Genomic DNA, 25596 nt, shown 5'->3' with positions numbered 1-25596 from the left:
GACAGAACGCTGTGCAGGTGCTTAGCATCATCTCTCGATGACCGTTCAGCCCGCGGCGTTCCTGCGCACCACGCTGCCCCTCGACCTGTCCCGGCTCGACGAGTTCGACAGCGGGCGCTACCACTCCGTCTGGCTGCCCGACCACATGGTCAGCTTCTGGCCCGACTCGATCTGGGCGCCCGAATTCACCGATCTGGCCACGGCCTCCGCCTCGCCGCACCGGCACCTGGACGGGCTCGCGGTCGCGGCCGCGGCGGCAGTGCTGACCGAGCGGGTGCCGCTGGTCAGCGCCGTGGTCGACACCGTGCGCCGCCATCCCGCCCTGCTCGCGCAGACCGCATTGACCCTCGACCACCTGTCCAAGGGTCGCTTCATTCTCGGCCTGGGCAGCGGCGAAAGCGAAAACACCGTGCCCTACGGCTTCGATTTCGCCCGTCCCGTCAGCCGCTTCGAGGAAGCCCTGCGGGTGATCCGGCTGCTCTGGGACACCGACGGCCCGGTCGACTTCAACGGCGAGTTCTACTCGCTGCACCAGGCCCGCCTGGACACCGAGCCCTACCACGACCGGCTGCCGCCGATCTGGATCGGCGCCAGCGGCCCCCGGATGCTCGACATCGCCGGCCGGTACGCCGACGGGTGGTGGCCGGCCGGGGCGTGGACACCCGAGCACTATGCCGAGATGCTCGGCGCGGTACGGGTTTCCGCCGAGCGTGCCGGGCGCGATCCGATGGCGATCACCCCGTGCTTCATCCAGGTGTGCCTGATCGGGGAGGACGACGACGCCCTCGCCGAGATCCTGCGCGCTCCCCTGGTCAAGGCGTTCCTGCTGCAGGTGTCGGCGAAGACCCTGGGCGAGTTCGGGTTTGACCACCCGATGGGCGATGGCTGGCGCGGATTCCAGGACATCGACCCGGCGGCACTGGGCAGGGACCGCATCGTGGAGTTCCTGCACCGGGTGCGACCCGAGATGGTGTTGGCGGTCGTCCCGCACGGCACACCCAAGCAGGTCGCCAAGATCGTCAAGAGCTACGTGGACGCCGGGCTGCGGGTACCCAAGATCCTGGACTACGGCGCCATGGCCGGCCTGAGCCACGCGCAGAGTTCGGCGGCCAACGTGCGGGCCACCGAGGACGAACTCATGCGGCTGTGCAGAGACGGGTCGTGACAACGCCTTTGGACGCCGCCGAGATGCTCGCGGCCGCCGAGGCGGAGACCGGGCTGCACGACTACGGCGATCCGACGTTGCCGCAACGCTTCACCGTCGCCGTCGAACACCTGAACGCCCTGGGGCTGGACGCCGACGGCCGCTTCGAAGCCGCGCAGGTGTGTCGCTGGCTGCTGACCTCCCGCCTGGAACTCATCGAGGACCGCAACCGCTACCCGATCGGGGCCGAGGTGGTCGAGGCGCCGATGTTCGTCACCGGTGAACCTCGTTCGGGCACAACGCTTATGCACGCGCTGATGTCGGTCGACCCGCACGCGCGGGCGTTGCGGTTCTGGGAGGTGATGTACCCGTCGCCGCCGCCGGGGCTGGCGGGGCCCGACGACGACCGCCGGGCGCGGGCGGACGCCGACTGGCGTGAGATCAACGCGAGGATGCCGAAGTGGCTGCACAGCCACCCCTACAACGACATGCTGGGCGACGGCCTGCCCGAAGACGAACGCACCTGGGCGTTCGACTTCCGGGTGATGACGCCCACCGCGTGGTGGCGGGTGCCGATGCAGTCGCTGGTCGCCGGCCTGCCCACCGACCCGGCCGCGCAGTACCGGCTGCACAAGGCGATGCTGCAACAGCTGCAATACAACAGGCCGCGAAAGTATTGGGTGCTGAAGGGCTTTCATGGGTTTCGGCTCAAGGAGCTGTTCGACACCTACCCCGATGCGCGGATGGTGTGGCTGCACCGCGACCCCGTCCAGGTCGCCGCGTCGCGCACCATGATGATGGCCGACATCGCCGAGGGCATGGTCGGGGCGGTCGACCTGCACGCAGAGGCGAAGAAGCACCTCGAGATGACCCGGGCCAGCATCGCCAACACGATGACCAATCCCCTGGTCGACGATCCGCGCATCCTGCACCTGCGCTACACCGACTTCATCGCCGATCATGTTGGGGCCGTGCGGCGTTATTACGCGTTCTGCGGGCGCGAGCTCACGGCCGAGGCCGAGTCGGCGATGCGGGCCTACCTGGCCGACAACCCCGGCGACCGGTACGGAAAATTCCGCTATTCCACGCAATTGCTGACCGACATCGGCGAGGACCTCGACGCGCTGCACGCCGAATTCCGGCCGTTCCGGCAGCGGTTCGGCGTCCCGATCGAAAACCGGGGCTGAGATGACGGGCGCACACAAACGGCTGTCCGTGCACAACGTCACGTTCTATGGCGCGCCGGCGGCCGAGCTGCAAGCACATTGGGCGGCGCTGGGGGTGTCCCGGCTGAGCATCCTGGACAACCAGCTGCTCGATCCGCAGTTGCCAATGCTGTTGGGGCGCAACGACTACACCGTCGAAGCGGTGTACCACCTGTTCGCCGGTGGCCGCCTGACCAGCGACCCCGGCGCCGCCCGGGAGGCGCTGATTGCGGTCATCGACGCCGCCGCGAGCGTAGGCGCGCACACCGTCTACCTGCTCACCGGGGGCCGTGCCGGGCTCACCTGGCCGCAGGCCGCCGAGCGGTTCGCCGCCATGGTCGCGCCGTGCGCCGTGCGGGCGAAGGCGGCGGGCGTGGTACTGGCGATCGAGAACGCGTCCAGCCTGTACGCCGACATCCACATCGCGCACACGTTGCGCGACACCGTCGCCCTGGCCGAGATGAGCGGCCTGGGAATCTGCATCGACCTGTTCCACTGTTGGGCCGAAGGGGATTTCGAGGCGCAGCTGCCGCGGGCGCTGCCGCGCACCGCGCTCATCCAGTTGAGCGACTACGTGCTCGGCGACCGCGCGCTGCCGGGCCGAGCCGTGCCCGGCGACGGCGCCATCCCGATCGAGGCGTTCGTCGCGCAGGCGCTCGCGACGGGCTACGCCCACGGCTTCGACCTGGAACTCATCGGCCCCCGCATCGAGCGGGAGGGCCGGCTCGAATCCGCCCGCCGCGCTTGCGATGTCGTCGGCGCGATGCTGGACAAGCTGGGTGGGTGAACATGGCCTTCGGTGACGGCCCGCACGACGCGGCGCTGCGGGCGGCGTGGACCGAATTCTGCGCCCGGCTGCAACGCGCGGGCGAGCGGGCCTTCAAAGACCACAACCCGGCCTCCGGACCGCATCGGGTCGACGCCTTCCGGTTCCTGACCCAAAACCTCGGGCAGGCCTTCGATCTGGCCCTGGAGACCCGCGACACCAATTATCCTGTGCTGCACAGTTTCTGCGGCCCCACCCGCAAGCTGGGCGGCGACTGCGCCGACTTCACCTACCAGCAGGCGTGGATCGACGGGCGGTCCACCTACCGGATCACCGGCACCCGCGGCACCTCGCGCTTCTTCAACGTCACCGTGCAGGGACGGCGCACGCCCGGAGAGGGTGTGCTGCATGAACCCTTCGGCGACACACCGCAGGCCAATCTGTTCGGCCAGCAACTCCGCGTCGGCGCCGACGGCCGCTTCGAGCTGTACGTCGGCGGAGCCGAGCGTGGGCACAACTGGCTGCCCACCACGCCCGAATCCCGAAAACTGTTCATCCGCCAGGGTTTCGACCGCTGGGACGAAGCGCCCGCGCAGCTGCGCATCGAACGCGTCGACATGGCCGTCCCCAAACCGTTGCCCACACCCGGCGAAATGGTCGAGGCGATGCGGTGGGCGGGCGATTTCGTCACCGGGCTGATGTCGGACTGGCCGGAATACCCGTTCCGCCACGGCGGGGTCGACGCCGAGAGCCCGAACACCTTCCCCCGGGCCGCCGCGACCGACGCCGACGGCAAGCGCGGTCGAGCCGCCGCCAACATGTACTGGGAACTGGCGCCCGACGAGGCGCTGATCGTCGAATTCGACGCCCACCCCGGATTGTGGATGTTCACCAACATGGGCGTCTTCTTCAACAGCATGGACTACCTGTACCGCCCGGTCAGCTACACACCGAGCCGCACCACCGTCGACGGCGACGGACGCATCCGGCTGGTCATGGCCCATCGCGATCCCGGCGTGCACAACTGGCTGGACACCCAGGGTTTCGAGCGCGGCAACCTGACCTACCGGCACATGCTGGAGGGCGAACCCGCCGTGCTGGACACCCGGGTGGTCGGGCACGACGAGCTGCTCGACGCCCTGCCGAAAGACACCGTGATGGTGACGCCGTCGCAGCGCGCCGACGCGATGTGGGAACGCTTCCGCGGCATTCGCCGCCGCTACGTGCTGTAGACACCGGGGCTAGGGTCGAGAACGTGACCGACGTATCTGAGGACGAACTGGCGGGCCTGTCCGAATTCGCGCTGTTGCACGAAAACGTCGAGCAGGCCGGGGTATCCGGTCCCCTGCCCGAGGTCGCCCGGGTCGAATCGGGCAGCGGCGACGCCAAAGTCAGCGCGCTGCGCTGGGGCAGCACCGACCCCCGCATCGTGTTCGTGCACGGCGGCGGGCAAAACGCGCACACCTGGGACACGGTGATCGTCGGCGTCGGCGAGCCCGCGCTGGCGGTCGACCTTCCCGGACACGGACACTCCGCCTGGCGCGCGGACGGCGACTACTCGCCGCAGCTGAACGCCGACGCCCTACTGCCGATGCTGCGCGAGCACGCCGCCGGCGCCGACCTCGTCGTCGGCATGTCGCTGGGCGGGCTGACCGCGATCCGGCTGGGCGCCGTCGCACCCGATCTGGTCAAGGAACTGGTGCTGATCGACGTCACCCCCTCGGCGCTGCAACGGCATTCCGAGATGACCAAGGAGCAGCAGGGCACGGTAGCGCTGATGCACGGCGAACGCGAGTTCGACAGCTTCCAGGCCATGCTGGACCTGACGATCGCCGCGGCGCCGCACCGCGAGGTGAAGGCGCTGCGCCGCGGGGTGTTCCACAACTCGCGCAAGCTGGACAACGGCAAATGGACGTGGCGCTACGACGCCATCCGCAAATTCCCGGACTTCGACGGCCTGTGGGCGGACGTCGACGCCCTGTCCGCGCCGGTCACCCTGGTCCGCGGCGGTTCCTCGGGCTTCGTCAGCGACGAGGACGCGGCCGAGCTGAGCCGTCGCGCAAAGCATTTCCGCACCGCGCACGTGGTGGCGAACTCGGGGCACTCCGTGCAGAGCGACCAGCCGCGCGCGCTGATCGACATCCTGCGTGGGGTGCTCGACGGGCGCTGAGCCTACGGTGGACGTTATGACCCACCCCATCCGTATCGGTGTGCAGTTACAGCCCCAACACGCCCCGCAGTACAACCAGATCCGCGACGCGGTGCGCCGTTGCGAGGACATCGGCGTCGACATCGCCTTCAACTGGGACCACTTCTTCCCCCTCTACGGCGATCCGGACGGCGCGCATTTCGAGTGCTGGACGATGCTCGGCGCCTGGGCCGAGCAGACCTCGCGCATCCAGATCGGCGCGCTGGTGACCTGCAACTCCTACCGCAACCCAGAGCTGCTGGCCGACATGGCGCGCACCGTCGACCACATCAGTGAGGGCCGGCTGATCCTGGGCATCGGATCGGGCTGGAAGCAGAAGGACTACGACGAGTACGGCTACGAATTCGGCACCGCGGGCAGCCGGCTGGACGACCTGGCCGGCGCGCTGCCCCGGATCGAGGCGCGGCTGGCCAAGCTGAATCCGGCTCCCACCCGCGACATCCCGGTGCTGATCGGCGGCGGGGGGGAACGCAAGACGCTGCGGCTGGTCGCCCAGCACGCCGACATCTGGCACAGCTTCACCTCCGCCGAGGAATACCCGGCGAAGTCGGAGGTGCTCGCCCGGCACTGCGCCGACGTCGGCCGCGACCCGGATCGCATCGAGCGTTCCGCGGCGGTCAAGGGCGGTGCCGAACTGCTCGCCAATGCCGAAGCACTGGTCGGCCTCGGCGTCACCCTGCTGACGGTGGGGTGCGACGGCCCGGATTACGACCTCCGCGACGCCGAGGCGTTGTGCAAATGGCGCGACGGCCGCTGAGCGGGCCCGCCCGCGTCCGGTTCCGAGTTCGTCGGCCAAACGCATGAACGCGTGCGTTAATTCGTGAGAAACTCTCAGCGCCAGAGCTGTTCGGTGTGAAAGAGACTGAAGCGAAAAGATGCCGAAGAAATACGGGGTCAAGGAAAAGGACCTGGTTGTTTCGCACATTTTGCACCTGTTGCTGACCGGGAAGCTGCGCACCGGGGACCGGGTGGACCGCAATGAAATTGCGGTGGGCCTGGGAGTCAGCCGGGTGCCGATTCAAGAGGCATTGGTGCAACTCGAGCACGACGGCATCGTGTCCACCCGCTACCACCGCGGCGCGTTCGTCGAGCGGTTCGACGAAGCCACCGTGCTCGAGCACCACGAACTGGACGGGCTGCTCAACGGGATCGCGTCGGCCCGCGCGGCGACCAGTCCCACCCCGCGGATCCTCGGCGAGCTCGACACGCTGCTGCGCTCGCTGCGCACCGCCAAGGATTCGCGCGCGTTCACCGACATCGCCGCCGAGTACCGGCGCACCGTCAACGACGAATACGCCGGACCGCGGCTGCACGCGACCATCCGCGCCTCGCAGAACCTGATTCCCCGCCTGTTCTGGACCACCTATCAGGGCGGTCGCGACGACCTGCTGCCGTTCTACGAGGACGAGACGTCGGCCATTCACCGGCGCGATCCCGAATCGGCGCGCGCGGCGTGCGTCGAGCGCTCCTACCGGATGGCCCAGACGATGCTGGGCGAGCTGTTTCGCCGCCGGGTGTTCACGCCGCCCGACGATGCCGGCCGCGTCGTTGCCGGCCCGCTGCCGGTGCTGGCCGACGCGGACACCATCTGCGGCGGGGCGTCGCTGGCCCTGTAGCACCGGCTCTGGGCGGGCCGCGCCGCCGACCAGTCGATACGGTAGCAGTGATGAATTTGCTCGTGGGCCGGCGCGGCACGCGCCGGGGAAAGCTACTCGCACTGACCGCGACCGTGCTGATGGTGTGCGGGTCGTCGGCGCTGCTGGCCCCGCCGGCGGCGGCCGACCGGAATCAGTGCGCGCCGGCCGGCCCGAAAAGCGCGGCCGTGCTGCCCGAGAACCTGACCCGCGGCGGCTCCATGAGCCAGCCCGACGAGCACACGACGCCCACCGTCGAGCCGCTGAGTTCGGTGCGCATCGACACGTTGGGTCTGGGCACCCCGGGGGTGTTGACAGTGGGGACGCTCTCGGGCGCCCCGCCCAACGTGTGCATCACCCCCACCGGCCAGTACAGCGGCTTCGACAACCAGCTGCTGCGCGCGATCGCCGGCAAGCTCGGCCTCCAAGTCCGTTTCGTCGGCACGGATTTCGCCGGGCTGCTGGCCCAGGTGGCGTCGCGCCGCTTCGACGTCGGGTCGTCGTCGATCAAGGCCACCGACGAGCGGCGCCAAACCGTGGCCTTCACCAACGGCTACGACTTCGGCTACTACGCGCTGGTGGTGCCGCCCGGTTCCGCGATCAAGGAATTCACCGACCTGGCCGCCGGGCAGCGCATCGGGGTGGTGCAGGGCACCGTCGAGGAGTCCTACGTGGTCGACACGTTGCATCTGCAGCCGGTGAAGTATCCCGACTTCGCCACCGTGTACGCCAGCCTCAAGACCCGCCAGATCGACGCCTGGGTGGCGCCCGCCGGTCAGGCCGCGACCACCATCCAGCCGGGCGATCCGGCGGTGGTGGTGGCGAACACGATCAGCCCGGGCAATTTCGTGGCCTACGCGGTGGCCAAGGACAACAAGCCCTTGGTGGATGCGCTGAACTCCGGCCTCGATGCCGTCATCGCCGACGGCACCTGGTCGAACCTGTACTCGCAGTGGGTGCCCCGCACCCTGCCCCCGGGCTGGAAACCCGGCTCCCAGGCCGTGGCGCCCCCCAAACTGCCGGACTTCGCGGCGATCGCGGCGAGTCAGCATCACAAGGCGGTGGGACCGGCGGCGCCGAAATCGACGCTGGCGCAGCTGCGCGACTCCTTCTTCGACTGGGACATGTATCGGCAGGCCATCCCCACGTTGTTGCGCACCGGGTTGCCCAACACGCTGATCCTGACCTTCAGCGCCAGCGTGATCGGGCTGGTGCTGGGCATGGTGCTGGCCGTCGCCGGCATCTCGCATGCGCGGTGGCTGCGCTGGCCGGCCCGGGTGTACACCGATGTGTTCCGCGGGCTCCCGGAAGTGGTGATCATCCTGCTCATCGGGCTCGGGATCGGGCCGATCGTGGGCGGATTGACGAACAACAATCCCTACCCGCTCGGCATCGCCGCGCTGGGGATGATGGCGGCCGCCTACATCGGTGAGATCCTGCGCTCCGGGATCCAGAGCGTGGACCCCGGCCAGCTGGAAGCGTCGCGCGCGCTGGGGTTCAGCTATGCGACGGCGATGCGACTGGTGGTGGTGCCGCAGGGTGTCCGGCGGGTGCTGCCGGCACTGGTCAATCAATTCATCGCGCTGTTGAAGGCCTCCGCGCTGGTGTACTTCCTGGGTCTGGTCGCCGATCAGCGGGAGCTGTTCCAGGTGGGTCGCGACCTCAACGCCGAGACCGGTAACTTGTCGCCGCTGGTCGCCGCCGGCGCCTGCTACCTGATATTGACCGTGCCGTTGACGCATTTGGTGAACATGATCGACGCCCGGCTGCGCCGCGGCCGCGCCGCGGTCGACCCCGAGGAGCCTGCCGAAATGCTCACCTTCGGGCAGGAGATCACGTGAGCAATCCCGCCTCCCGCGCGTCGGTTTCGTTGGCGTGCAAAGACATTCACCAAACCCTCAACGGCAACGCGGTGCTGCGCGGTGTCGATCTGGACACTCCCGCGGGCAGCACCGTGGCGGTGATCGGGCCGTCCGGCTCGGGCAAGTCGACCCTGTTGCGCACCCTGAACCGCTTGTACGAGCCGGACCGCGGCGACATTCTGCTGGACGGCAGGTCGGTGCTGCACGACGATCCCGACCAGCTGCGCCAGCGCATCGGCATGGTGTTCCAGCATTTCAATCTCTTCCCGCACCGCACCGTGCTGGACAACGTGGCGCTGGCGCCGCGGAAACTTCGGCGGCTGCCCGCCGAGGCGGCCCGCGAGCTGGCGCTGACCCAGCTGGACCGAGTTGGCCTGAAACACAAGGCCGGTGCCCGGCCGGCGACGCTGTCCGGGGGGCAGCAACAGCGGGTGGCGATCGCCCGCGCGTTGGCGATGTCGCCGCAGGTGATGTTTTTCGACGAAGCGACCTCGGCGCTGGATCCCGAAATGGTCAAAGGAATTCTGCAACTCATCGCCGACCTCGGCGCCGAGGGCATGACAATGGTTGTGGTGACCCACGAAATGGGATTCGCCCGGTCGGCGTCCGACGCGGTGATATTCATGGATCACGGCAAGGTGGTGGAATCGGGCCCGCCCGAGCAGATATTCGAAGCCGCCGCGACCGAACGGCTGCAGCGATTCCTGTCCCAAGTGCTTTGATCCGAACCGACCATCGGGGCAATGGCTCCCTTGTACGCCTCTGATATCGGGTTAGACTCCCGATTTATGGCAGACAGCGAATCGAACGCGGCCGAGGTTGCCGAGCTCGCCGAAGGTTTGCACCGAGCGCTGTCCAAATTGTTTGCGATGCTGCGGCGGGGCGATCCCAGCGGGGCGGCGGCCGGGGATTTGACGTTGGCGCAACTGTCGATTCTGGTCACCCTGCTCGATCAGGGCCCGATCCGGATGACCGACCTGGCGGCGCACGAACGGGTGCGGACTCCCACCACCACCGTGGCGATCCGGCGACTGGAGAAAGTGGGGCTGGTCAAGCGTTCTCGCGACCCGTCCGACCTGCGCGCGGTGCTGGTCGACATCACGCCGCGCGGCCGCGCCGTTCACGGTGAGTCCCTGGCCAATCGGCGCGCGGCGCTGGCGGCGATGCTGAGCCAGCTCCCCGCGTCCGACCTCGACACGCTGATGAAGGCGCTGGCGCCGTTGGAGCGGCTCGCCTCCGGCGACCCGACGTCCGGGCCCGCCGGTGTGCCCCCGGCACGCAAGGAAGCCTGAAACAGGCTGCAGTTCAACCCTTTTCGACGGGCGATGCGGGATCGGTAGACTCCACCGCATGCCCAATGCACTCATCACCGGCGCCGGGGGCGGTATCGGTTCGGCGATCGCCACGGCGCTGGCTCCCACGCACACCCTGTTGTTGGCGGGCCGGCCGTCGGACCGGCTCGACGCGGTCGCCCGGCGGCTCGGTGCCACCACGTTCCCGCTGGACCTCACCGACGGCGGCGACATCGAAGCGGCCTGTGAAATCGTGGACGAACTCGACGTGCTGGTGCACAACGCGGGGCTGTCGATACCCGGCAACGTGGCCGACTCGAACGTCGACGAGTGGCGTGCCACCTTCGCGGTCAACGTCTTTGGACCGGTGGAGCTCACGCTGGCGTTGTTGCCGGCGCTACGGCGGGCCCGCGGTCAGGTGGTTTTCATCAACTCCGGCGCGGGACGCAACGTCTCCCCCGGCATGGCTTCCTACTCCGCCAGCAAGTTCGCGCTGCGCGCCTTCGCCGACTCGCTGCGCAACGACGAGCCCGAGTTGCGGATCACCACCGTGTATCCGGGTCGCACCGACACCGGCATGCAGCGCGAGCTCATCGCGTTCGAAGGCGGAAGCTACGACCCGGACAGGTTTTTGAAGCCGGAAACCGTCGCGGCCGCGGTCGCCAATGTGGTGGCCACCCCGCCCGACGGGCATGTGCACGAGGTGGTGCTGCGGCCCGCCCGGCGGTAGCCGCCGCTACACCACCAGGTTGACCAGCCGGCCCGGCACCACGATCACCTTGCGCGGCTGGGCGCCGGCCAGGAACGCCAGCACCTTCTCGTCGGCCAGCGCGGCGGCCTCGAGGGTGTCCCGATCGGCGTCGGCCGCCACCGTCACCCTCCCGCGCACCTTGCCGTTCACCTGCACCGGGTATTCGACGGTGTCCTCGACGAGGTACGCCGGGTCCGCCACCGGGAACGGGCCGTGCGCCAGCGAGGTGGTGTGGCCCAGCCGCAGCCACAACTCCTCGGCCATGTGCGGCGCCAACGGCGCCAGCATCAGCACCAGCGGCTCGACCGCCGCGCGGGGCACCGCGTCGCGATGTTCCTTGGTGAGATGGTTCGTGTACTCGATCAACTTGGCCACGGCGGTGTTATTGCGCAGTCCCGCATAGTCTTCCGAGACTCCGGCGATGGTGCGGTGCAGCAGCCGCAGGGTACCGGTGGGCAGATCCCGTCCGGCCCCGTCGACCACCCGCGTCTCGCCCGTCTGCTCGTCGACGACCAGTCGCCACACCCGCTGCAGGAACCGGTGAGCGCCCACCACATCCTTGGTCGCCCAGGGGCGGGACGCCTCCAGCGGGCCAATCGACATCTCGTAGACCCGCAGCGTGTCGGCGCCGTAGTCGTCGCAGATCTCGTCGGGTGAGATCGAATTCTTCAGGCTCTTCCCGATTTTCCCGAATTCCTGGAAGACCTCGATCTCCCCGTCGGGACCGCGGTAGAAAAACCGGCCGTCGCGTTCGACGACCTCCTCGGCCGGCACGTACGAGCCGCGCGAGTCGGTGTAGGCGAACGCCTGAATGTAGCCCTGGTTGACCAGCCGGCGGTACGGCTCGCGGGAGCTGACGTGGCCCAGGTCGTAGAGCACCTTGTGCCAGAACCGGGCGTAGAGCAGATGCAACACCGCGTGTTCGGCCCCACCGACGTACAGGTCGACGCCGCCGGGATCCTGCGGCCCGTGCTCGGCGGGCCGCGGCCCCATCCAGTAGGCCTCATTCTCCTTGGCGCAGAAGCGTTCCGAGTTGTGCGGATCGGTGTAGCGCAGTTCGTACCAGGAGCTGCCGGCCCATTGCGGCATCACGTTGGTGTCGCGGCTGTAGGGCTTCAGGCCGTCGCCGAGGTCCAGCTCGACGTGCACCCAGTCGGTCGCCTTGGCCAACGGTGGCGACGGTTCGCTGTCGGCGTCGTCGGGGTCGAACAGCACCGGCGAATAGTCCGGCACGTCGGGCAGTTCCACCGGCAGAGCGGCTTCGTCGAGGGCATGCGGACGCCCGTCGCTGTCGTAGACGATCGGGAACGGCTCGCCCCAGTACCGTTGCCGGGCGAAAAGCCAGTCACGCAACTTGTATTCGACCCGCGCGCAGCCACGGCCTTCGGCTTCCAGCCGGGCGGTGATCGCCTCCTTGGCCGCCGCCACATCCAGTCCGTCCAGGTAGCCGGAGTTGACCAACACCCCGTCGCCGGCGTAGGCGCCCTCCGAAATATCGCCTCCGGCAATGACTTCCACGATGGGCAGGCCGAATTCGTGCGCGAAGTCCCAGTCGCGCTGGTCGTGGCCGGGCACCGCCATGATCGCGCCGGTGCCGTATCCGGCCAGCACGTAGTCGGCGATGAAGATCGGAACCGGCTTGCCGTTGGTGGGATTGGTGGCGTAGCTGCCCAGGAAGACACCGGTTTTGGCCTTGCTCTCCTGGCGCTCGAGGTCCGACTTCGAGGCGATCGCCCGCCGGTAGGCGGCGACCGCCTCGCCCGGAGTGGCGGCGCCGTATGTCCAGCGCGGGTCGGTGCCGTCCGGCCAGGCGGGCGCGACCAGCTCGTCGACCAGCTCGTGCTCGGGGGCCAGCACCATATAGGTGGCGCCGAACAGCGTGTCCGGTCGGGTGGTGAACACCTCGATGTCGAGCGCCGCGCCGTCGGCGCCGGTCGCCGCGAACAGGGCCTTGGCGCCGGTGGAACGGCCGATCCAGTTGCGCTGCATGGTCTTCACCGGCTCCGGCCAGTCCAGCAGGTCGAGATCGTCGAGCAGCCGGTCGGAGTAGGCGGTGATCCGCATCATCCACTGCCGCAAGCGCTTTCGGAACACCGGGAAGTTGCCGCGGTCGCTGCGCCCGTCGGCGGTGACCTCCTCGTTGGCCAGCACGGTGCCCAGTCCGGGACACCAGTTGACCATCGAGTCCGCGCGGTAGACCAGCCGGTGGCTGTCGATCACGTCGGCCCGCTCCCCCGCCGACAACTCGGACCAGTTGCGCCCGTCGTCGAGGCCGCGCGCGCCGGAATCGAATTCGGCGACCAGCTCGGCGATGGGTCGGGCCTTGTTGGCGGCGGGGTCGAACCAGGCGTTATAGATCTGCAGGAATATCCACTGCGTCCACTTGTAGAACTCGACGTCGGTGGTGGAGAAGCTGCGCCTGCTGTCGTGGCCCAGCCCCAGCCGGCCCAGCTGGCGGCGGAAGTTGACCACGTTGGCCTCGGTCCTGGTGCGCGGGTGGGTGCCGGTCTGCACCGCGTATTGCTCGGCGGGCAGGCCGAAAGCGTCAAAACCCAACGCATGCAACACGTTACGGCCGGTCATCCGGAAGTAGCGGGCGTACACGTCGGTGGCGATGTAGCCCAGCGGGTGGCCGACGTGCAGCCCCTCCCCCGATGGGTAGGGGAACATGTCCTGCACGAAAAGCTTGTCCTCGGGGACCGGGGTCCCGTCCGTCGGGGCCAACGAACCGACCGGGTTGGGCACGTTGAACGTCCCGAGCTTGGCCCAGGTGTCCTGCCAGCTGCCCTCGATCCGGCCCGCCAGCGCCGCGGTGTAGCGATACGGCGGCGCGTCGGAGTCCGGCGCGGCGGCACCGGAGCCGGTGGCGGACGAAGTGGTCGGGGATTCGGTCACCTGAACAGGGTATAAGGGCCGACGCGGCGGCTTCGCCGGCCACAGGCTGGTCTCGGTTGCGTTGCGCACCGATCAGGGGTTCATCCCAGCTGTATTTCGAGCCTGTTCACCGCCTTTGACCTGTAGTTACAGTCAGCCACTATCGACGGCTTCTGGTAGGCAGCCATGGGAAGGACCGACGCAGATGATTGAGATCGTCCCCGGCCACCGGGCACTTCTCGGCGGTATGGTCGCCGGCCTGATCGGCCTGGCGGTTGCTGCGGGCGGTACGGCATCGGCAGACCCGTTGCCGCCGGCTCCCGCGCCCGTCCCCGCGCCGGCGCCGGCGAACCTCGGGCCCGAGCTGGTGCCGCCGAGCAGATACCTCGCCGCGCCGCAGGCCACCACCGCGGCCACCCAGGTCACCCCGGCCACGCCGGGCACCCCGGGCCCCGCTCCGGCCCCGGCCCAGGCCCCGGCTCCCGCTCCCGCGACGTCGGGCACGATCCGGGAATTCCTGCAGTCCAAGGGCGTGAAGTTCGAGGCGCAAAAGCCCCAGGGGTTCAAGGCGCTCGACATCACCTTGCCGATGCCCGCCCGCTGGACCCAGGTGCCCGACCCGAACGTGCCCGACGCGTTCGCGGTGATCGCCGACCGGCACGGCAGCAGCATCTACTCGTCGAATGCCCAGGTCGTGGTGTACAAGCTGGTCGGCAACTTCGATCCGAGGGAAGCCATCACCCACGGCTACGTGGACAGCCAGAAGCTTCCGGCGTGGCAGCCCACCAACGCCTCGATGGCCGATTTCGGCGGATTCCCGTCGTCGATCGTGGAGGGCACCTACCGTGACGGCGACCTGACGCTGAACACCTCGCGTCGTCACGTCATTGCCACCTCGGGGCCGGACAAGTACCTGGTTTCGCTGGCGGTGACCACCGACCGTGCGGTCGCCGTGGCCGACGCCCCGGCCACCGACGCCATCGTCAACGGATTCCGGGTGACCGTGCCCGGCGCGAGCGCCCCGGCACCCACGGCCGCCCCGGTCGCGCTGCCCGCCCAGGCGCCGGCCGTCGCTCCCGTCGCACCGGCACCCGTCGCCCCCGCCGCCCCCGCCGCCCCGACCGCGCCGGCACCTGCCGCGGCTCCGCTGGTGCCGCTCGCCCAGACCGCTCCGGCGGCCCCGGCCGGGTTGCCCGCGCAGCCGCTGCCCAACCAACAGCACACCCCCAGCCTGCTGGCCATGGTGCCGGGCCTGCCCCCGCTGCCGAACTTCTCGTTCCTGCAGCACTGAGAACGACTACCCGGCCCGCTGCGCGCGGCGGTGACCCGGCTCGTATTGTGAGGCCATGCTGATTGCGGGCGTGCTGTGCATCTGTGCGGCGGTGGCCTCGGCGGGGTTCGGCACCTGGTCGCTTGCGCACAACCGGAACTACGGAGCCACCGCGCTGGCGCTGCGCGCCATGGCGCCCACCCAGTTGGCGGCCGCGGTGATGCTGGCCGCCGGCGGCACGGTGGCGCTGGCCGCGGTCCCGCACACCGCGCTGGTCGTGCTCATCGTCTGCGTCGCCGGGGCGTTGGGGACCCTGGCCGCCGGCTCGTGGCAGAGCGCCCGCTTCGCGGTGCGCCAGCAGTCCGCCGCGCCGGCCTGCGCCGGCAGCTGCACCGGCTGCACGCAGTCGTGCGCGTGACGGCGGGGGAGCCAGCTAGTTGCGGCTGATGTCGATGGGGTGGGTCGCGAGCAGCGACAGCGGCAGCGGCTGGCGGTGCAGAACCTGCCCCCACAGATCCGACCTGGGCCCCACCAGAACGTCGGAAGGCAAGGCGGACAAGACAATCCAGTCGTCACGCTCGATTTCGCCTTCGAGCTGACCGATGGTCCAGCCGGAGTAGCCCGCGAAGATCCGCACGCCTTCCACCAACGGCGCGATCGCGTCGGGGTCGGCGTCCAGGTCGACCATCACCACCCGGCCGTCCACGTGCCGCAGGCCTGGTGCGCCTTGCGGATCGGCGCCCACCCGCAACGTCGCCAGGCACAGCGCCGCGTCCCGCTTGACCGGCCCGCCGATGAACATCGTCTTCGGCTTGGCCGCCAGCGTGGTCCACTGCGGCAGCACGTTGTACACGGCGGTGTCGCTGGGCCGGTTGAGCACGACGCCCAGGGTGCCGCCGTCGTTGTGCTCGACGATGTAGATCACGCTGCGCCGAAACGTCGGCTCCAGCAGGTCGGTGTTGGCGAGCAGCAAGGTGCCCGCCCGCACCCGTTGCGCGGCGGGTGCGACGTAGTCCTCGGGATCCTCCGGCGGCGGCACCCCACCATCATGGCATCCGCCCGATCGTCGCCCAGGGCAATCGGGAGCGTGGGGCACGAAGATTTGTACTGTTGTTGGCACGGCCCTGACCACGCCAGCGTTCCAGCCCCAATCGTGGAAGTCGGTTTCGGTGATTCCAACCCGGATGCAGTCCAGCGCACCCGTCGAAATCTGGCGCTCGGTGCGCGCGTTGCCGGATTTCTGGCGGCTGCTGCAGGTGCGGGTGGCGAGTCAGTTCGGGGACGGGTTGTTCCAGGCGGCGCTGGCCGGGGCGCTGCTGTTCAACCCGGATCGGGCCGCCGACCCGCTTGCCATCGCGCGCGCCTTCACGGTCCTGTTCCTGCCGTACTCGCTGCTGGGGCCGTTCGCCGGCGCGCTGATGGATCGCTGGGACCGGCGGCTGGTGCTGGTCGGCGCCAACGTGGGCCGGCTGGTGCTCATCGCCGCGATCGGCACGATCCTGGCGGTGCGGGCCGGTGACCTGCCGCTGCTGCTGGGCGCGCTGTTCGCCAACGGTTTGGCCCGGTTCGTCGGGTCCGGCCTGTCGGCGGCGCTGCCGCACGTGGTGCCGCGTGAGCAGGTGGTGACGATGAACGCGGTGGCCACCGCGGCCGGGGCCGTTGCCGCGTTTCTCGGCGCCAACTTCATGCTGGTGCCGCGGTTCCTGTTCGGCGCCGGCGACCGGGGCGCCGCGGCGATCGTCTTCCTCACCGTGGTTCCGGTCTCGATCGCGTTGCTGTTGTCGTGGCGGTTCGCCCCGCGGGCGCTGGGTCCCGACGACACCTGGCGGGCGATCCACGGGCCGGTGCTCTATGCGGTGATCACCGGCTGGCTGCACGGGGCGCAGACGGTGGCTCAGCGCCCGACGGTCGCGGCCACGCTGTCCGGCCTGGCCGCCCATCGGATGGTGGTGGGTATCAATTCGCTGCTGGTGCTGTTGCTGGTCCATCACCTGCCGGGCCTCGAGGGCGGGGGATTCGGCACCGCATTGCTGTTCTTCGGCGCCGCCGGCCTGGGCGCGTTCTTGGCCAACGTGCTGACGCCGCCCGCGATCCGCCGGTGGGGCCGCTACGCCACCGCGAACGGCGCGCTCGCCGCGTCGGCGATCGTCGAGGTCGCGGGCGCCGAACTGCTGCTTCCGGTGATGGTGGTGTGCGGTTTCTTGCTCGGGGTGACCGGGCAGATGGTCAAGCTGTGCGCCGATTCGGCGATGCAGATGGACGTCGACGACGCGCTGCGCGGACACGTGTTCGCGGTGCAGGATGCGCTGTTCTGGGTGGCGTTCATCGTCGCGATCACCGTGGCCGGCATGGTGATTCCCGACGACGGGCACGCCCCGGTGTTCGCGCTGTTCGGGTCGGTGCTCTATCTGGTCGGGCTGGCCGTGCACGGCATCGTCGGGCGGCGCGGCGAGTGATCGCTAAGGTGGCGACGTGAATTGTCCGACGGCCGGCACCGACCGGCGGGGGCGGCAATGACCGGTCCGGCCCCGATAGCGGCGGATCTGCGCGCCGAGAGCGATGCGCTGGACGCCCTGGTCGCACCGCTGCCGCCGGGCCGCTGTGTCGACCCGACGCCGGCGGCCGGCTGGACGATCGCCCACCAGATCGGGCATCTGCTGTGGACCGATCGGGTCGCGCTGATCGCGGTTACCGATGAATCCGGGTTCTCCGAGGTGCTGGCCGGCGCGGCCGCCGACCCGGCCGGCTTCGTCGACAAGGGCGCCGAGGAGCTCGCGGCCGTCGCCCCGGCGGAGCTGCTCGCGGATTGGCGCGCCACCCGCGACCGGCTGCATCGGGCGCTGCTGGGGGTGCCGGCCGGTCGCAAACTCCCGTGGTTCGGCCCGCCGATGAGTGCCGCGTCGATGGCGACCGCGCGGTTGATGGAGACCTGGGCGCACGGCCTGGACGTCGCCGACGCGCTGGGGGTCATCCGTCCGGCGACCGACCGGCTGCGATCGATCGCTCATCTGGGCGTGCGCACCCGCGATTACGCGTTCGCCGTCAACAATCTGACGCCGCCGGCCGAGCCGTTCCTGGTCGAGCTGCGCGGCCCCCGTGGCGACACCTGGTCGTGGGGGCCGCCGGAGGCGGTGCAGCGGGTCACCGGCTCCGCGGAGGATTTCTGCTTCCTGGTCACCCAGCGGCGGCCGCTGAGCGCGCTCGACATCACCGCCGACGGCGCCGATGCGTAGCGCTGGCTGGAGATCGCGCAGGCCTTCGCCGGCCCGCCCGGCCCCGGGCGATGAGCGCGTGAAACGCGCGAAGAGAGCCGGGGCCAACAACCTCAGCCCCGGGCGATGAGCGCGTGAAACGCGCGAAGAGAGCCGGGGCCAGCAGACCATGCCCCGGGCGATGAGCGCGTAAAACGCGCAAAGCCGTGGCGGCGCGTCAGTGCAGGGGACCGCCGTAACTCGCCCGGTTCTCGGCCTCCGCCTCCTCGCGCAGCGCGGTGATCGCGAGGTTGAGCCGGTCGGCCAACTCGCCGTGGCCGTACCCGGTCATCACCCCGGGATGCAGGGTCAGCTTCAGCAGCCGGCCGTCGGAATTGGCCACGGCGTAGATGTCGCCCAGGTCGACGCTGTAGGTGACGGCCTCGGCCTGCGCCACCAGGGCTTCCCACTTGTCGGCCGCCTCGCTCAGTTCGCGAAGAACCGATTCGACGAGATCCTTGTCGCTGAGATTCGCGCGACTGCCCGAATCCGACACCTGCCCAGTATCGTCGAGCCCTCCGACCAGCGTCAATTCATACGACGGGTTGCCGGCTCAACCACCGGAGGCCGGCGCGGCCAGAGTGCGGTACCAGGCCAGGTGGTAGTTCGCGGACACCGGGTCGCCGCTGGCGATGCCTTCGGTGGCGGCCATCAACAGGCACTTGAGCAGCAGCGCCGGGTTGACGTTCGGATACTGCACCAGCAGCTGATAGCGGGCCGTGTCCAGGTGCACCCGCAAGACGTCGACCTCCTGGTCGACGATGACCGCGCCCGCGGCCGCCGCGTCGGCCAGCCGCGGCACGATCTTGGGCAGGTCGGCGCGCCCGCGGATGGCCCGGCTGATCGCTGTCGCCAAGTCGTCGATGGGGGGCAGTTCACGCGGCTGCGACGACGATTGCGTGGCGGCGAAGTCCGCCGAGCGGCGCAGCGTATCACCGGGTGTGTAGGTGACGCGGCGTACCGTCTCGCCGATCAGCGCGACCACGTCGCCGCTGCGCCGCTCGGGTTCCAGCAACCGCACGCCCGCCGGCAGGGCGATGCCCGACGGTATCCATCCGTGGGCGAGATCGGTCACCAGGATCGTCGTCCCGTCGGCGCGATCGCCGATCGCCCAATTCAGCCGCGGCTCTTGCCGGACCACGAATTCCAGCAGCCGGTTCAAGCGGTTGTTGTCGAATGCCGTTGTGGCCGCGGGCTTTTCGACGCGGGGCTGGGCGGTATCGGTGTCGGCGACGGCGGGCCGGCCTTCGGTCGCCGGCTCGTCGCCGTCCGCCGGCGCGTGGTGCCGGCCGCTGTCCGCGGGCTCCTCGGCCGGCTCCGGTGGGGCAACGACCGGCGGCTCGGGGACCGGCTCGTCTCGCCTGACGACCGGGATGACCTGGGTCTGCTCCAGGTCGGCCGCCTCGGCGGGTGCGGCGATGTCCGGTTCGACGCGCTCGGCGACCGGTTCGGGCACCGGCGCGTGGTGACGACCGCGGGTGGTGGGTTCGCCGAGCGGCTCCGGGACTTCGGCGGCCGGCGCTTCCGGGGCCGGCGCCTCCGGGACAGGTGCTTCGGCGGCCGGCGCCTCCGGGACAGGTGTTTCCGAGGCCGGCGTCTCCGGGACCGAAGCGTCCGCGGCCGCCGCGTCGTCGCGAATGGCCGGAAGCACCCGGGTCTCCTCGAGTTGCGCCGGCTCGTCCTCGGCCGCCCGCCGCCGGGTCGGTCGCGGGCGCGCTTCGGGCGTCTGCTGCGCTGGCGGGCCGGCGGTGTGCTCGGCGTCGCCGACCGCGGGCAGCACCTGCGTCCTTTCCAAGTCCGCGCCGGGAGCATCGAGGGTCGGCGGCGGAGCCGGCGGCCGGGCGCCGCTTTGCACCGCATGCAGGTAGCGGATCGTCGATTCGACCCGTCGCACCGCACGCGTGCGGGCCTGCTCGATGACTCGCGCCTCGGCAGCCTGCCGGGCGGTGTCGGTCATACCCGCGCGCTTGAGCTTGCGCAATTCATCGTTGGCGCCGTCGGCAATTCGCTGCAGGTCGGCCTTGAGATACTCTGCGAGCGTGGCGGTTTCGGGCGTGACCGTGGACAATTCGGCAGGCCACAGCCCGCCTGTCACCCACGGGGTGCAGTCGACGGGAGAGCTGAAGGCCGGAATCGACAGTGATTCCCGGGTAGCTCTCCGGAGGCGCTGACGCGCCGTCATCCGACCGAAGATCGCCACCGGCTAAGCCTAGCGGCAGCCGCCCGGCGAGTTGTGCAGTCAGTGAATTGTGCGGCCGTCAAGGCCTGGGTAGCGTGGGGACATGGCTGATTCTGCACTGCAGCAGCAACTCGACGAGGTGCGCACGTTGCTCGCCCGAGCGCGAGAGTTGTTCGGCCCCAATCCGGTAGAGCCGCCGACCGGTATCGCTCCCGATCCCAGCGCGGCCAAGCCGTGGCTGCGCTAACCGAACACCTCGGCTGAGACCGGTCCGAGCCGTCTACTTGGCGTGCGTGCGGCGGCGCAACTTGTGCGCCAGCAACTTTTCGATGGCCGCATCGAGGTCACGCGGGGTCGGAACTTCCGCCGACGGTGTGTGCCCGGCGGCGACGATCTCGTCGCGGATTTCCAGCAATGCCTTGAGACAGGACACGTCGGCGGTCAGCAGAATGCCTTGTGCCAGCGTCTCGGCGTCGGTTTCCATCGCCTCTTCGCTCAGCGCGACGCTGTGCATGTAGCCGCCGCGGCACGAGCGGACCAGGATGTGTCCGCTCGGGTGAACAGTGTCGAAAGCGGGATTCGCGTCCGTCATCGACCGCGGTCGACGATGCTGCCGAACTTGTCTGCCGCCTCCTGCTCGTGCTGCTCCCACATCGCAGCCGAAACCGTCAGTTGGTCGGCCAGGTCGGCGTGGTCAGCAGCTTGCTGCTCGTAACACTGGCGCCGCAGCTCGAGAAGTTCGCGGCCGGCGTCGCGCAGTTCACTAAAAATCGGCCCGAGCGAATCCAGGCTCTCCTGGATCGCGGCGTGCGACGACGGGACGGTGCGCAGGTACTCCGAGGTGTCTTGGTGATGCGCAGCGGCCTGACGCAGGTGCGCGGGCACTACATGGATCGAATCTGCCATCCGCTGTCTCCTGTTGAGGACCGCCGGTCCTGCCGGCGAGTTCATTTTTCTCAGGTGGTCGACGAGCTCGCCGGCCGGGTCGGTGTCGGTGGGTCGGGCTTAGCCGGCGCGGTCACGCTCGCGGCCGCCGCCGGCGGGTGCTCCCAGCCTAGGAAGCTCGGCCCGCTCACGGTGGCGATGTGTTGAATTTGCCCGTCCAGAAGCGCTTTGCCGGGGCCGAGCGCCAGGGCGTGGCGATCGGTGAACATGCCGATGTCGCCGGGACTCACCCGCACAACGTCGACGGGGTTGGCCACCGCCGTCCCGGGTGCGGGGAGGGTCATTCCCTGTTGTTGGAAGGCTTCCGCGATCGGGGTTCCGGCGACGGCGGCCTTGATCGCCGCCGCCAGCTGTGGGCTGGCCGCGGTCACCGTTTCGCCGTCGGGCAGCGTCACCGATGTCGGCCCGGCCGGCGGCTCGTCGGCTGACGCGTTCTCGTCGTCGGCCTGTTCTGTCGAACCGTCGGCGGGCGAATCGTGTTGCTGGCCTTGGTCTTCCGGTAGGTCTTCGTCGGCCAGGTCCTGCAGCGCCGGATCGCTGGCGTCGCCGGCCTGCAGCCCCGAAAGCGGAAGCCCGCCGGGCGTCTCCCAGCCCGACATGGATGCCGGTGTCGCGCCGAGCCCCGGAAGCGAGCCACCGCCGAAACTGGGCAACGCGGGCGCCATCGCAGGCGGTGGTGCCGGTGGAATGGTGTTGCCGCCCAATGGATCCAGGGCGGCCGCGGGATCGATCGGCGATCCGTCGTCGTCGGCCAACAGCGAATCCAGCAGCGGATCCCACTCGTCGTCGAGGTCCTCGTCCGGCTGATCACTCGTGCCCGCCGCGGCAGCATCGGCAGCGGCGCCGGCAGACGACGCGTGATCGCCGGGTCGATCATTCTTGGCCGCGTCGTACAGCGAGGTCCACGCGGCCATCAGCGCCGACTTCGAGGTGTCGTCTAGGCTGGCGTTCAGCACCACCGCCCGGATATCTCGCAGCTTGCCGATGAGGAACCGTTGGAAATCGCGCGCTCCCGCCGGGGTGTCCAGGTCCGACCTGGTCCGGACGGCCGCCTCGGTTTCCTGCTGCAACTTGGTGAGCGCTTCTCTGCCGTCAACCGCCTTCAGGTGTGCGTTGAGGATGGCCGTCACCACTTGCATGTCCAGCTGCGAGCTCACTGAATTCTGCTGTGCCAGAGCGGCTTCCGCGCTGGCGATGGCATCGGCCGCCGCGCCCGACTCCCGGTCCGGAGCAGGCCCGGCATCGGCGGGTGGGCGTGCGACGCCCGTCGGTGCGGCCCCGAACAGCTCCGCGTGCTGCCGGCGGATCTTGGCCAGGATGGCCTGCAGCTGTTCGGGGCGTGTGCTCGGGGTGATCACCGCCGACACTTCGGCCGGCGCCAATCCCGTTTGCCACGCGTTCGGGTCGCCGGTGCGGTCCCGGACGTCCTTGACCGCGGCCAACAGGTCGTCGTAGGCCGACATCAGCCCGCCCGGAAGCGCTGCAGCCCCTGACGCGACCCCTCCATGCCCGGCGACAGTACTCAGGAGTGTTGCTGCCGACAATTCACTGCGCTCCCACGGTGTGGACTAATTTTGCTCACCTGTTGCCGGCGCTGTACTGCGCCCGAAGATTCTCCAACACAACCCTTTTCGCCCGGCTGAGTTCCTGGGCCTCGGTGACCACCGACGCGATCTCGTGCTGCTTGGCGAGCAGAAACTTGTGGAACTCCCGCGCGCCCAGCGGCGTATCGACGGCCAGATCCGCTTGATGCGCCACGGCGCGGTCGATCTGCTCGGCGATGGCGTCCAGCCGCCGGGCGCTCTCCTGCGCCGCCGCGTGAGCACTGGCGAGCACCTCGGCGAGCACACGGTCGGCTTCCGACGCCGCGCCGTGCTGATCGGCCAGCGCCGATCGCCGCGCCTCGACGGCCTCTAACGAGAATCCGGGTTGTTCCGGCATCGGCTCACCCTTTTCGTCGTGCCCGCTGGGCCGGGCGATGTTGGCAGGTCATATCGGTCGGCGTATCGCAACGTTGTTGCCCAGCCGGCTGATTCGCACCGAGGCGCCCGAGTAGGGCGCCTCGACGACGAGGTTGTTGCCGATCGCGAGCTGCACGTGGCCGGCGTGGGGAAACACCAGATCACCCGGCCGCACCTGCGACCGCGGCACCGGGATGCCCTCGTTGATCTGTTGATAGGTGGTGCGGTCCAAATGAATTCCGGCCTGCGCGTAGCTCCACTGCACCAGGCCGGAGCAGTCGAACTGGTCGGGACCGGTGGCCCCCCACACGTATGGGCGGCCGAGCCGTGACAACGCGGCCCGCACCGCGAGCGCCGCGCGGTCGCTGCCCGGCCCGCGCAGGCCGGCCATCCCGACACCGTGCCGCAGCCGGTACCGCAGGGCCAGCAGCCGGGCACGGTGGTGTCGGGCTCGCGCTGCCGCCGACACCACGTGGGCATGTTGGGTCCGCAGCCGCATCACCCGGCGCCGCATCGCCTCGCGCTGAGCCAACGGCGTCGTCGGGATCGCGGCGGCATCGGCGCGGCCGGCATCGAGCACGGCGCCGGTCAGCTCGCGAGCCTGCGCCCGATCTCGGTGCGCGCCGGCCAGCAGGTCGGTCACCGCGGCGTCCGTGTCCGACGTCGACGCCAGGCGCTGCCGGCTGTGCTGCACCGCCAGCCGGTAGCCGCCGTGCGCGAATCCGTCGTTCAGCCGGGCCGCTCGCCCCAACAGGTCGCGGTAGTGCCCACTTCCGGTGTCCAGGGATGCGGGCCGCGTGCCGCCGGCGAAAAGTTGATGAGCACGGTTCAACGCCTCGAGTTCGCTGTGGCTCACGACCCCTCCTCGTCGTCGCCCTGGCTCGCCCCATTCCGGCTCGCCGACTCGACCGCGTCGGTGAAGGCACGCACCCGGGGGAGGGCGCTCGGCGAGATGACCCCCCGGTTCCGGATGTCCCACATCTCGTCGACATCCACCCCGACCAGTGCGGCGATGATGGTCTCCGGCAGTGACGACTGGGCGCAGGCCCGGTCGAAGCGCGCGCTGAGGCTGGTGGGCATCCGCTTCAACAGGGCCACCCGCGTCGCCTCCAGGGCCTGCAGGTGTTCCATCAGCCGCCCGGTCGAGTCGGTGCCGGCGTTCACCGCCACCCGCCATGAGCTGGCGGCGAGCAGCTCCGCCTTCACGCACTGAGCGATCACAGACAGAATATACGTCTCATATTCGTTTGATGTTGTCGCCGGCAATCGATCGATGACCGATTTGAGGGCATCCAGCTGCGCTTCGGCGTAGCCCTCCAGCACTTCGGTGTCACTGTGACGATCGACCACCACCGGTCCGGTGCGCCGCGCCGGCATCTCGGCCGCCGGCTGAGCGGCCATCAGGCGGGCCAGCTCGGCCTCCGGGTCGGCGGCCACCAACAGCCGCGAATACGTGCCCGGCGGCAGCCCGAGCCCGTTTTCGATCTTTTGAACTGTGCTTTTGTGGGGTTTACGGGCGCCGCGCTCCAGGTAGCTCAGACCCATGATGCTGACACCGGTCGCGGCGGCAAGGTCGGCCAGCGACCAATCCCGCGATTCTCTCAACGCGCGGATCGCTGCGCCGGCCGATTCACGGCTCACCGCACGCTCCGGCCATAGGCCGGATATTACACAGCTGAGGTCCCGAACCTCTGTGTATACGTTTTTGTCACGTTTCTCTTGCGCTGCTGCCGTTCGGGTTATACGCTTTTGCCTACGTTTCACGCTCGACAAGGAGACCGACATGGGACACCCGTGCGCAGCCAACCCGGAACTTTGGTTCGGCTACCCCGACGACGACGGCGGTGACGGCGCGGCCAAGGCCCGCGCGTACGAGCGGTCGGCCACCGAGGCGCGCATCCAATGCCTGCGCCGGTGCCCGCTGGCCCAACAGCGGCGCTGCGCCCAGCACGCCGTCGCGCATCGCGAGGAGTACGGCGTCTGGGCCGGGGTGAAGCTGCCGGGTGGCCAGTACCGCAAGCGTGAGCAGCTGGCACACGCCCATGAGGTGCTGCGGCGCATCGCATCCGGCGAGATCAACTCCCGGCAGCTGCCAGAGAATGCGGCGCTGCTGGCGCGGCACGAACACGAGACCGTCGCCGCGCCCGCAGTCGTGCTGCATCTGCCGCTGGCCAAGGTCGGGCCGCGTTCGGCCGCCTGACATTTCGCCGCAGTCCCGGGCCGCAGTTTGCTGACCGGGTCAACGGGGTAGTC

Annotated in this window: 26 protein-coding genes and 1 pseudogene; 17 read left to right on the top strand and 10 right to left on the bottom strand. The window is 69.5% G+C overall.

Annotation, left to right across the window (positions count from 1 at the left end; all coding sequences use genetic code 11):
* Nucleotides 1–37 precede the first annotated feature (37 nt).
* The 11 genes from MAA44156_RS01845 to MAA44156_RS01795 all read left to right on the top strand — a co-directional run bounded on the left by MAA44156_RS01845 (nt 38) and on the right by MAA44156_RS01795 (nt 10842).
* Nucleotides 38–1165, top strand: coding sequence for an LLM class flavin-dependent oxidoreductase (locus MAA44156_RS01845; protein ID WP_009974230.1), 1128 nt, complete (start codon nt 38–40; stop codon nt 1163–1165).
* Nucleotides 1162–2331, top strand: coding sequence for a sulfotransferase family protein (locus tag MAA44156_RS01840; RefSeq protein ID WP_023880499.1), 1170 nt, complete (start codon nt 1162–1164; stop codon nt 2329–2331). Before MAA44156_RS01845 ends, MAA44156_RS01840 begins: the two co-directional genes overlap by 4 nt.
* Before the next feature lies 1 nt (nt 2332).
* Nucleotides 2333–3136, top strand: coding sequence for a sugar phosphate isomerase/epimerase family protein (locus MAA44156_RS01835; protein ID WP_009974226.1), 804 nt, complete (start codon nt 2333–2335; stop codon nt 3134–3136).
* Nucleotides 3137–3138: 2 nt separating this feature from the next.
* On the top strand, nt 3139–4347 hold the full coding sequence (locus MAA44156_RS01830) for a DUF1214 domain-containing protein (protein WP_009974225.1): 1209 nt from the start codon (nt 3139–3141) through the stop codon (nt 4345–4347).
* 23 nt (nt 4348–4370) lie between these two features.
* A complete protein-coding gene (locus tag MAA44156_RS01825) occupies nt 4371–5285 on the top strand; it encodes an Rv0045c family esterase (protein WP_009974223.1) in 915 nt (304 codons plus the stop codon).
* Nucleotides 5286–5301: 16 nt separating this feature from the next.
* The gene (locus MAA44156_RS01820; RefSeq protein WP_009974222.1) at nt 5302–6081 is read left to right on the top strand and encodes an LLM class F420-dependent oxidoreductase; all 780 of its coding nucleotides are present in this window, start codon (nt 5302–5304) and stop codon (nt 6079–6081) included.
* Nucleotides 6082–6199: 118 nt separating this feature from the next.
* Nucleotides 6200–6940 (top strand): GntR family transcriptional regulator, encoded by a 741-nt coding sequence (locus tag MAA44156_RS01815; RefSeq protein WP_009974221.1) that lies wholly within the window; start codon nt 6200–6202, stop codon nt 6938–6940.
* 50 nt (nt 6941–6990) lie between these two features.
* Nucleotides 6991–8799, top strand: a complete 1809-nt coding sequence (locus tag MAA44156_RS01810; RefSeq protein WP_009974220.1) for an ABC transporter substrate-binding protein/permease — start codon at nt 6991–6993, stop codon at nt 8797–8799.
* Entirely contained in the window at nt 8796–9542 is a 747-nt protein-coding gene (locus MAA44156_RS01805) for an amino acid ABC transporter ATP-binding protein (RefSeq protein ID WP_009974219.1), read from the top strand. Before MAA44156_RS01810 ends, MAA44156_RS01805 begins: the two co-directional genes overlap by 4 nt.
* A 66-nt stretch (nt 9543–9608) precedes the next feature.
* Nucleotides 9609–10112 (top strand): MarR family winged helix-turn-helix transcriptional regulator, encoded by a 504-nt coding sequence (locus MAA44156_RS01800; RefSeq protein WP_009974218.1) that lies wholly within the window; start codon nt 9609–9611, stop codon nt 10110–10112.
* Nucleotides 10113–10170: 58 nt separating this feature from the next.
* Nucleotides 10171–10842, top strand: coding sequence for an SDR family oxidoreductase (locus MAA44156_RS01795; RefSeq protein WP_009974217.1), 672 nt, complete (start codon nt 10171–10173; stop codon nt 10840–10842).
* A 6-nt stretch (nt 10843–10848) separates the two neighbouring features.
* Here MAA44156_RS01795 and leuS read toward each other — a convergent pair whose 3' ends face one another.
* A complete protein-coding gene (gene leuS / locus MAA44156_RS01790) occupies nt 10849–13758 on the bottom strand; it encodes a leucine--tRNA ligase (protein ID WP_009974216.1) in 2910 nt (969 codons plus the stop codon).
* Between the two features lie 184 nt (nt 13759–13942).
* On the opposite strand from leuS, the gene MAA44156_RS01785 reads away from it, so the two are divergent.
* Both MAA44156_RS01785 and MAA44156_RS01780 read left to right on the top strand, forming a co-directional pair.
* On the top strand, nt 13943–15028 hold the full coding sequence (locus MAA44156_RS01785; protein WP_033725488.1) for an LpqN/LpqT family lipoprotein: 1086 nt from the start codon (nt 13943–13945) through the stop codon (nt 15026–15028).
* 55 nt (nt 15029–15083) lie between these two features.
* The gene (locus MAA44156_RS01780; protein WP_003874755.1) at nt 15084–15425 is read left to right on the top strand and encodes a hypothetical protein; all 342 of its coding nucleotides are present in this window, start codon (nt 15084–15086) and stop codon (nt 15423–15425) included.
* A 15-nt stretch (nt 15426–15440) separates the two neighbouring features.
* Here the strand turns inward: MAA44156_RS01780 and MAA44156_RS01775 are convergent, their stop codons facing one another.
* Nucleotides 15441–16046 (bottom strand): YqgE/AlgH family protein, encoded by a 606-nt coding sequence (locus MAA44156_RS01775; RefSeq protein WP_009974212.1) that lies wholly within the window; start codon nt 16044–16046, stop codon nt 15441–15443.
* Between the two features lie 63 nt (nt 16047–16109).
* Between MAA44156_RS01775 and MAA44156_RS01770 the strand changes: the two are divergent.
* Together MAA44156_RS01770 and MAA44156_RS01765 are read left to right on the top strand one after the other, a co-directional pair.
* Nucleotides 16110–17463 (top strand): annotated as a pseudogene (locus tag MAA44156_RS01770) (MFS transporter).
* Nucleotides 17464–17520: 57 nt separating this feature from the next.
* Nucleotides 17521–18240 carry a TIGR03084 family metal-binding protein gene (locus MAA44156_RS01765; RefSeq protein WP_009974210.1) on the top strand — a complete coding sequence of 240 codons (720 nt, stop codon included), beginning with the start codon at nt 17521–17523 and terminating at the stop codon, nt 18238–18240.
* A gap of 196 nt (nt 18241–18436) precedes the next feature.
* On the opposite strand, the gene MAA44156_RS01760 is transcribed toward MAA44156_RS01765, so the two are convergent.
* Both MAA44156_RS01760 and MAA44156_RS01755 read right to left on the bottom strand, forming a co-directional pair.
* Entirely contained in the window at nt 18437–18754 is a 318-nt protein-coding gene (locus MAA44156_RS01760) for a DUF2710 family protein (RefSeq protein ID WP_009974208.1), read from the bottom strand.
* A 57-nt stretch (nt 18755–18811) separates the two neighbouring features.
* A complete protein-coding gene (locus MAA44156_RS01755; protein ID WP_023884737.1) occupies nt 18812–20458 on the bottom strand; it encodes a DUF5632 domain-containing protein in 1647 nt (548 codons plus the stop codon).
* Nucleotides 20459–20540: 82 nt separating this feature from the next.
* Between MAA44156_RS01755 and MAA44156_RS23225 the strand changes: the two genes are divergently transcribed.
* Nucleotides 20541–20684, top strand: a complete 144-nt coding sequence (locus tag MAA44156_RS23225; RefSeq protein ID WP_011723308.1) for a hypothetical protein — start codon at nt 20541–20543, stop codon at nt 20682–20684.
* Between the two features lie 33 nt (nt 20685–20717).
* On the opposite strand, the gene MAA44156_RS01750 is transcribed toward MAA44156_RS23225, so the two are convergent.
* The 6 genes from MAA44156_RS01750 to MAA44156_RS01725 form a co-directional block, all read right to left on the bottom strand.
* The gene (locus MAA44156_RS01750) at nt 20718–21029 is read right to left on the bottom strand and encodes a DUF2694 family protein (protein WP_009974204.1); all 312 of its coding nucleotides are present in this window, start codon (nt 21027–21029) and stop codon (nt 20718–20720) included.
* The gene (locus MAA44156_RS01745; RefSeq protein ID WP_003874762.1) at nt 21026–21343 is read right to left on the bottom strand and encodes an ESX-1 secretion-associated protein; all 318 of its coding nucleotides are present in this window, start codon (nt 21341–21343) and stop codon (nt 21026–21028) included. Before MAA44156_RS01745 ends, MAA44156_RS01750 begins: the two co-directional genes overlap by 4 nt.
* 50 nt (nt 21344–21393) lie before the next feature.
* The gene (locus tag MAA44156_RS01740; RefSeq protein ID WP_009974203.1) at nt 21394–22845 is read right to left on the bottom strand and encodes a DUF4226 domain-containing protein; all 1452 of its coding nucleotides are present in this window, start codon (nt 22843–22845) and stop codon (nt 21394–21396) included.
* Between the two features lie 115 nt (nt 22846–22960).
* Nucleotides 22961–23323 (bottom strand): DUF4226 domain-containing protein, encoded by a 363-nt coding sequence (locus MAA44156_RS01735; protein WP_009974202.1) that lies wholly within the window; start codon nt 23321–23323, stop codon nt 22961–22963.
* A 48-nt stretch (nt 23324–23371) separates the two neighbouring features.
* Entirely contained in the window at nt 23372–24199 is an 828-nt protein-coding gene (locus MAA44156_RS01730) for a C40 family peptidase (protein ID WP_009974201.1), read from the bottom strand.
* The gene (locus MAA44156_RS01725; protein ID WP_023880509.1) at nt 24196–24984 is read right to left on the bottom strand and encodes a helix-turn-helix domain-containing protein; all 789 of its coding nucleotides are present in this window, start codon (nt 24982–24984) and stop codon (nt 24196–24198) included. Before MAA44156_RS01725 ends, MAA44156_RS01730 begins: the two co-directional genes overlap by 4 nt.
* A 142-nt stretch (nt 24985–25126) precedes the next feature.
* Here MAA44156_RS01725 and MAA44156_RS01720 point away from each other — a divergent pair, with 142 nt between their 5' ends.
* Nucleotides 25127–25543, top strand: coding sequence for a WhiB family transcriptional regulator (locus tag MAA44156_RS01720; protein ID WP_009974199.1), 417 nt, complete (start codon nt 25127–25129; stop codon nt 25541–25543).
* Nucleotides 25544–25596 lie beyond the last annotated feature (53 nt).

The sequence above is a fragment of the Mycobacterium avium subsp. avium genome (genome assembly GCF_009741445.1).
Lineage (GTDB): Bacteria > Actinomycetota > Actinomycetes > Mycobacteriales > Mycobacteriaceae > Mycobacterium > Mycobacterium avium.
Note: the sequence above shows the minus strand (reverse complement) of the source record. Positions and strands in the feature narration are given on the sequence as shown.

What these genes read in the sequence shown, in the direction of transcription:
- MAA44156_RS01800 (WP_009974218.1), top strand. Translation starts at nt 9,609, where the DNA reads ATGGCAGACAGCGAATCGAACGCGGCCGAGGTTGCCGAGCTCGCCGAA.
- MAA44156_RS01740 (WP_009974203.1), bottom strand. Translation starts at nt 22,845, where the DNA reads ATGTCGGCCTACGACGACCTGTTGGCCGCGGTCAAGGACGTCCGGGAC.
- MAA44156_RS01810 (WP_009974220.1), top strand. Translation starts at nt 6,991, where the DNA reads ATGAATTTGCTCGTGGGCCGGCGCGGCACGCGCCGGGGAAAGCTACTC.
- MAA44156_RS01815 (WP_009974221.1), top strand. Translation starts at nt 6,200, where the DNA reads ATGCCGAAGAAATACGGGGTCAAGGAAAAGGACCTGGTTGTTTCGCAC.
- MAA44156_RS01795 (WP_009974217.1), top strand. Translation starts at nt 10,171, where the DNA reads ATGCCCAATGCACTCATCACCGGCGCCGGGGGCGGTATCGGTTCGGCG.
- MAA44156_RS01745 (WP_003874762.1), bottom strand. Translation starts at nt 21,343, where the DNA reads ATGGCAGATTCGATCCATGTAGTGCCCGCGCACCTGCGTCAGGCCGCT.
- MAA44156_RS23225 (WP_011723308.1), top strand. Translation starts at nt 20,541, where the DNA reads ATGGCTGATTCTGCACTGCAGCAGCAACTCGACGAGGTGCGCACGTTG.
- MAA44156_RS01835 (WP_009974226.1), top strand. Translation starts at nt 2,333, where the DNA reads ATGACGGGCGCACACAAACGGCTGTCCGTGCACAACGTCACGTTCTAT.
- MAA44156_RS01780 (WP_003874755.1), top strand. Translation starts at nt 15,084, where the DNA reads ATGCTGATTGCGGGCGTGCTGTGCATCTGTGCGGCGGTGGCCTCGGCG.
- MAA44156_RS01785 (WP_033725488.1), top strand. Translation starts at nt 13,943, where the DNA reads ATGATTGAGATCGTCCCCGGCCACCGGGCACTTCTCGGCGGTATGGTC.
- MAA44156_RS01820 (WP_009974222.1), top strand. Translation starts at nt 5,302, where the DNA reads ATGACCCACCCCATCCGTATCGGTGTGCAGTTACAGCCCCAACACGCC.
- MAA44156_RS01845 (WP_009974230.1), top strand. Translation starts at nt 38, where the DNA reads ATGACCGTTCAGCCCGCGGCGTTCCTGCGCACCACGCTGCCCCTCGAC.
- MAA44156_RS01765 (WP_009974210.1), top strand. Translation starts at nt 17,521, where the DNA reads ATGACCGGTCCGGCCCCGATAGCGGCGGATCTGCGCGCCGAGAGCGAT.
- MAA44156_RS01720 (WP_009974199.1), top strand. Translation starts at nt 25,127, where the DNA reads ATGGGACACCCGTGCGCAGCCAACCCGGAACTTTGGTTCGGCTACCCC.
- MAA44156_RS01750 (WP_009974204.1), bottom strand. Translation starts at nt 21,029, where the DNA reads ATGACGGACGCGAATCCCGCTTTCGACACTGTTCACCCGAGCGGACAC.
- MAA44156_RS01830 (WP_009974225.1), top strand. Translation starts at nt 3,139, where the DNA reads ATGGCCTTCGGTGACGGCCCGCACGACGCGGCGCTGCGGGCGGCGTGG.
- MAA44156_RS01735 (WP_009974202.1), bottom strand. Translation starts at nt 23,323, where the DNA reads ATGCCGGAACAACCCGGATTCTCGTTAGAGGCCGTCGAGGCGCGGCGA.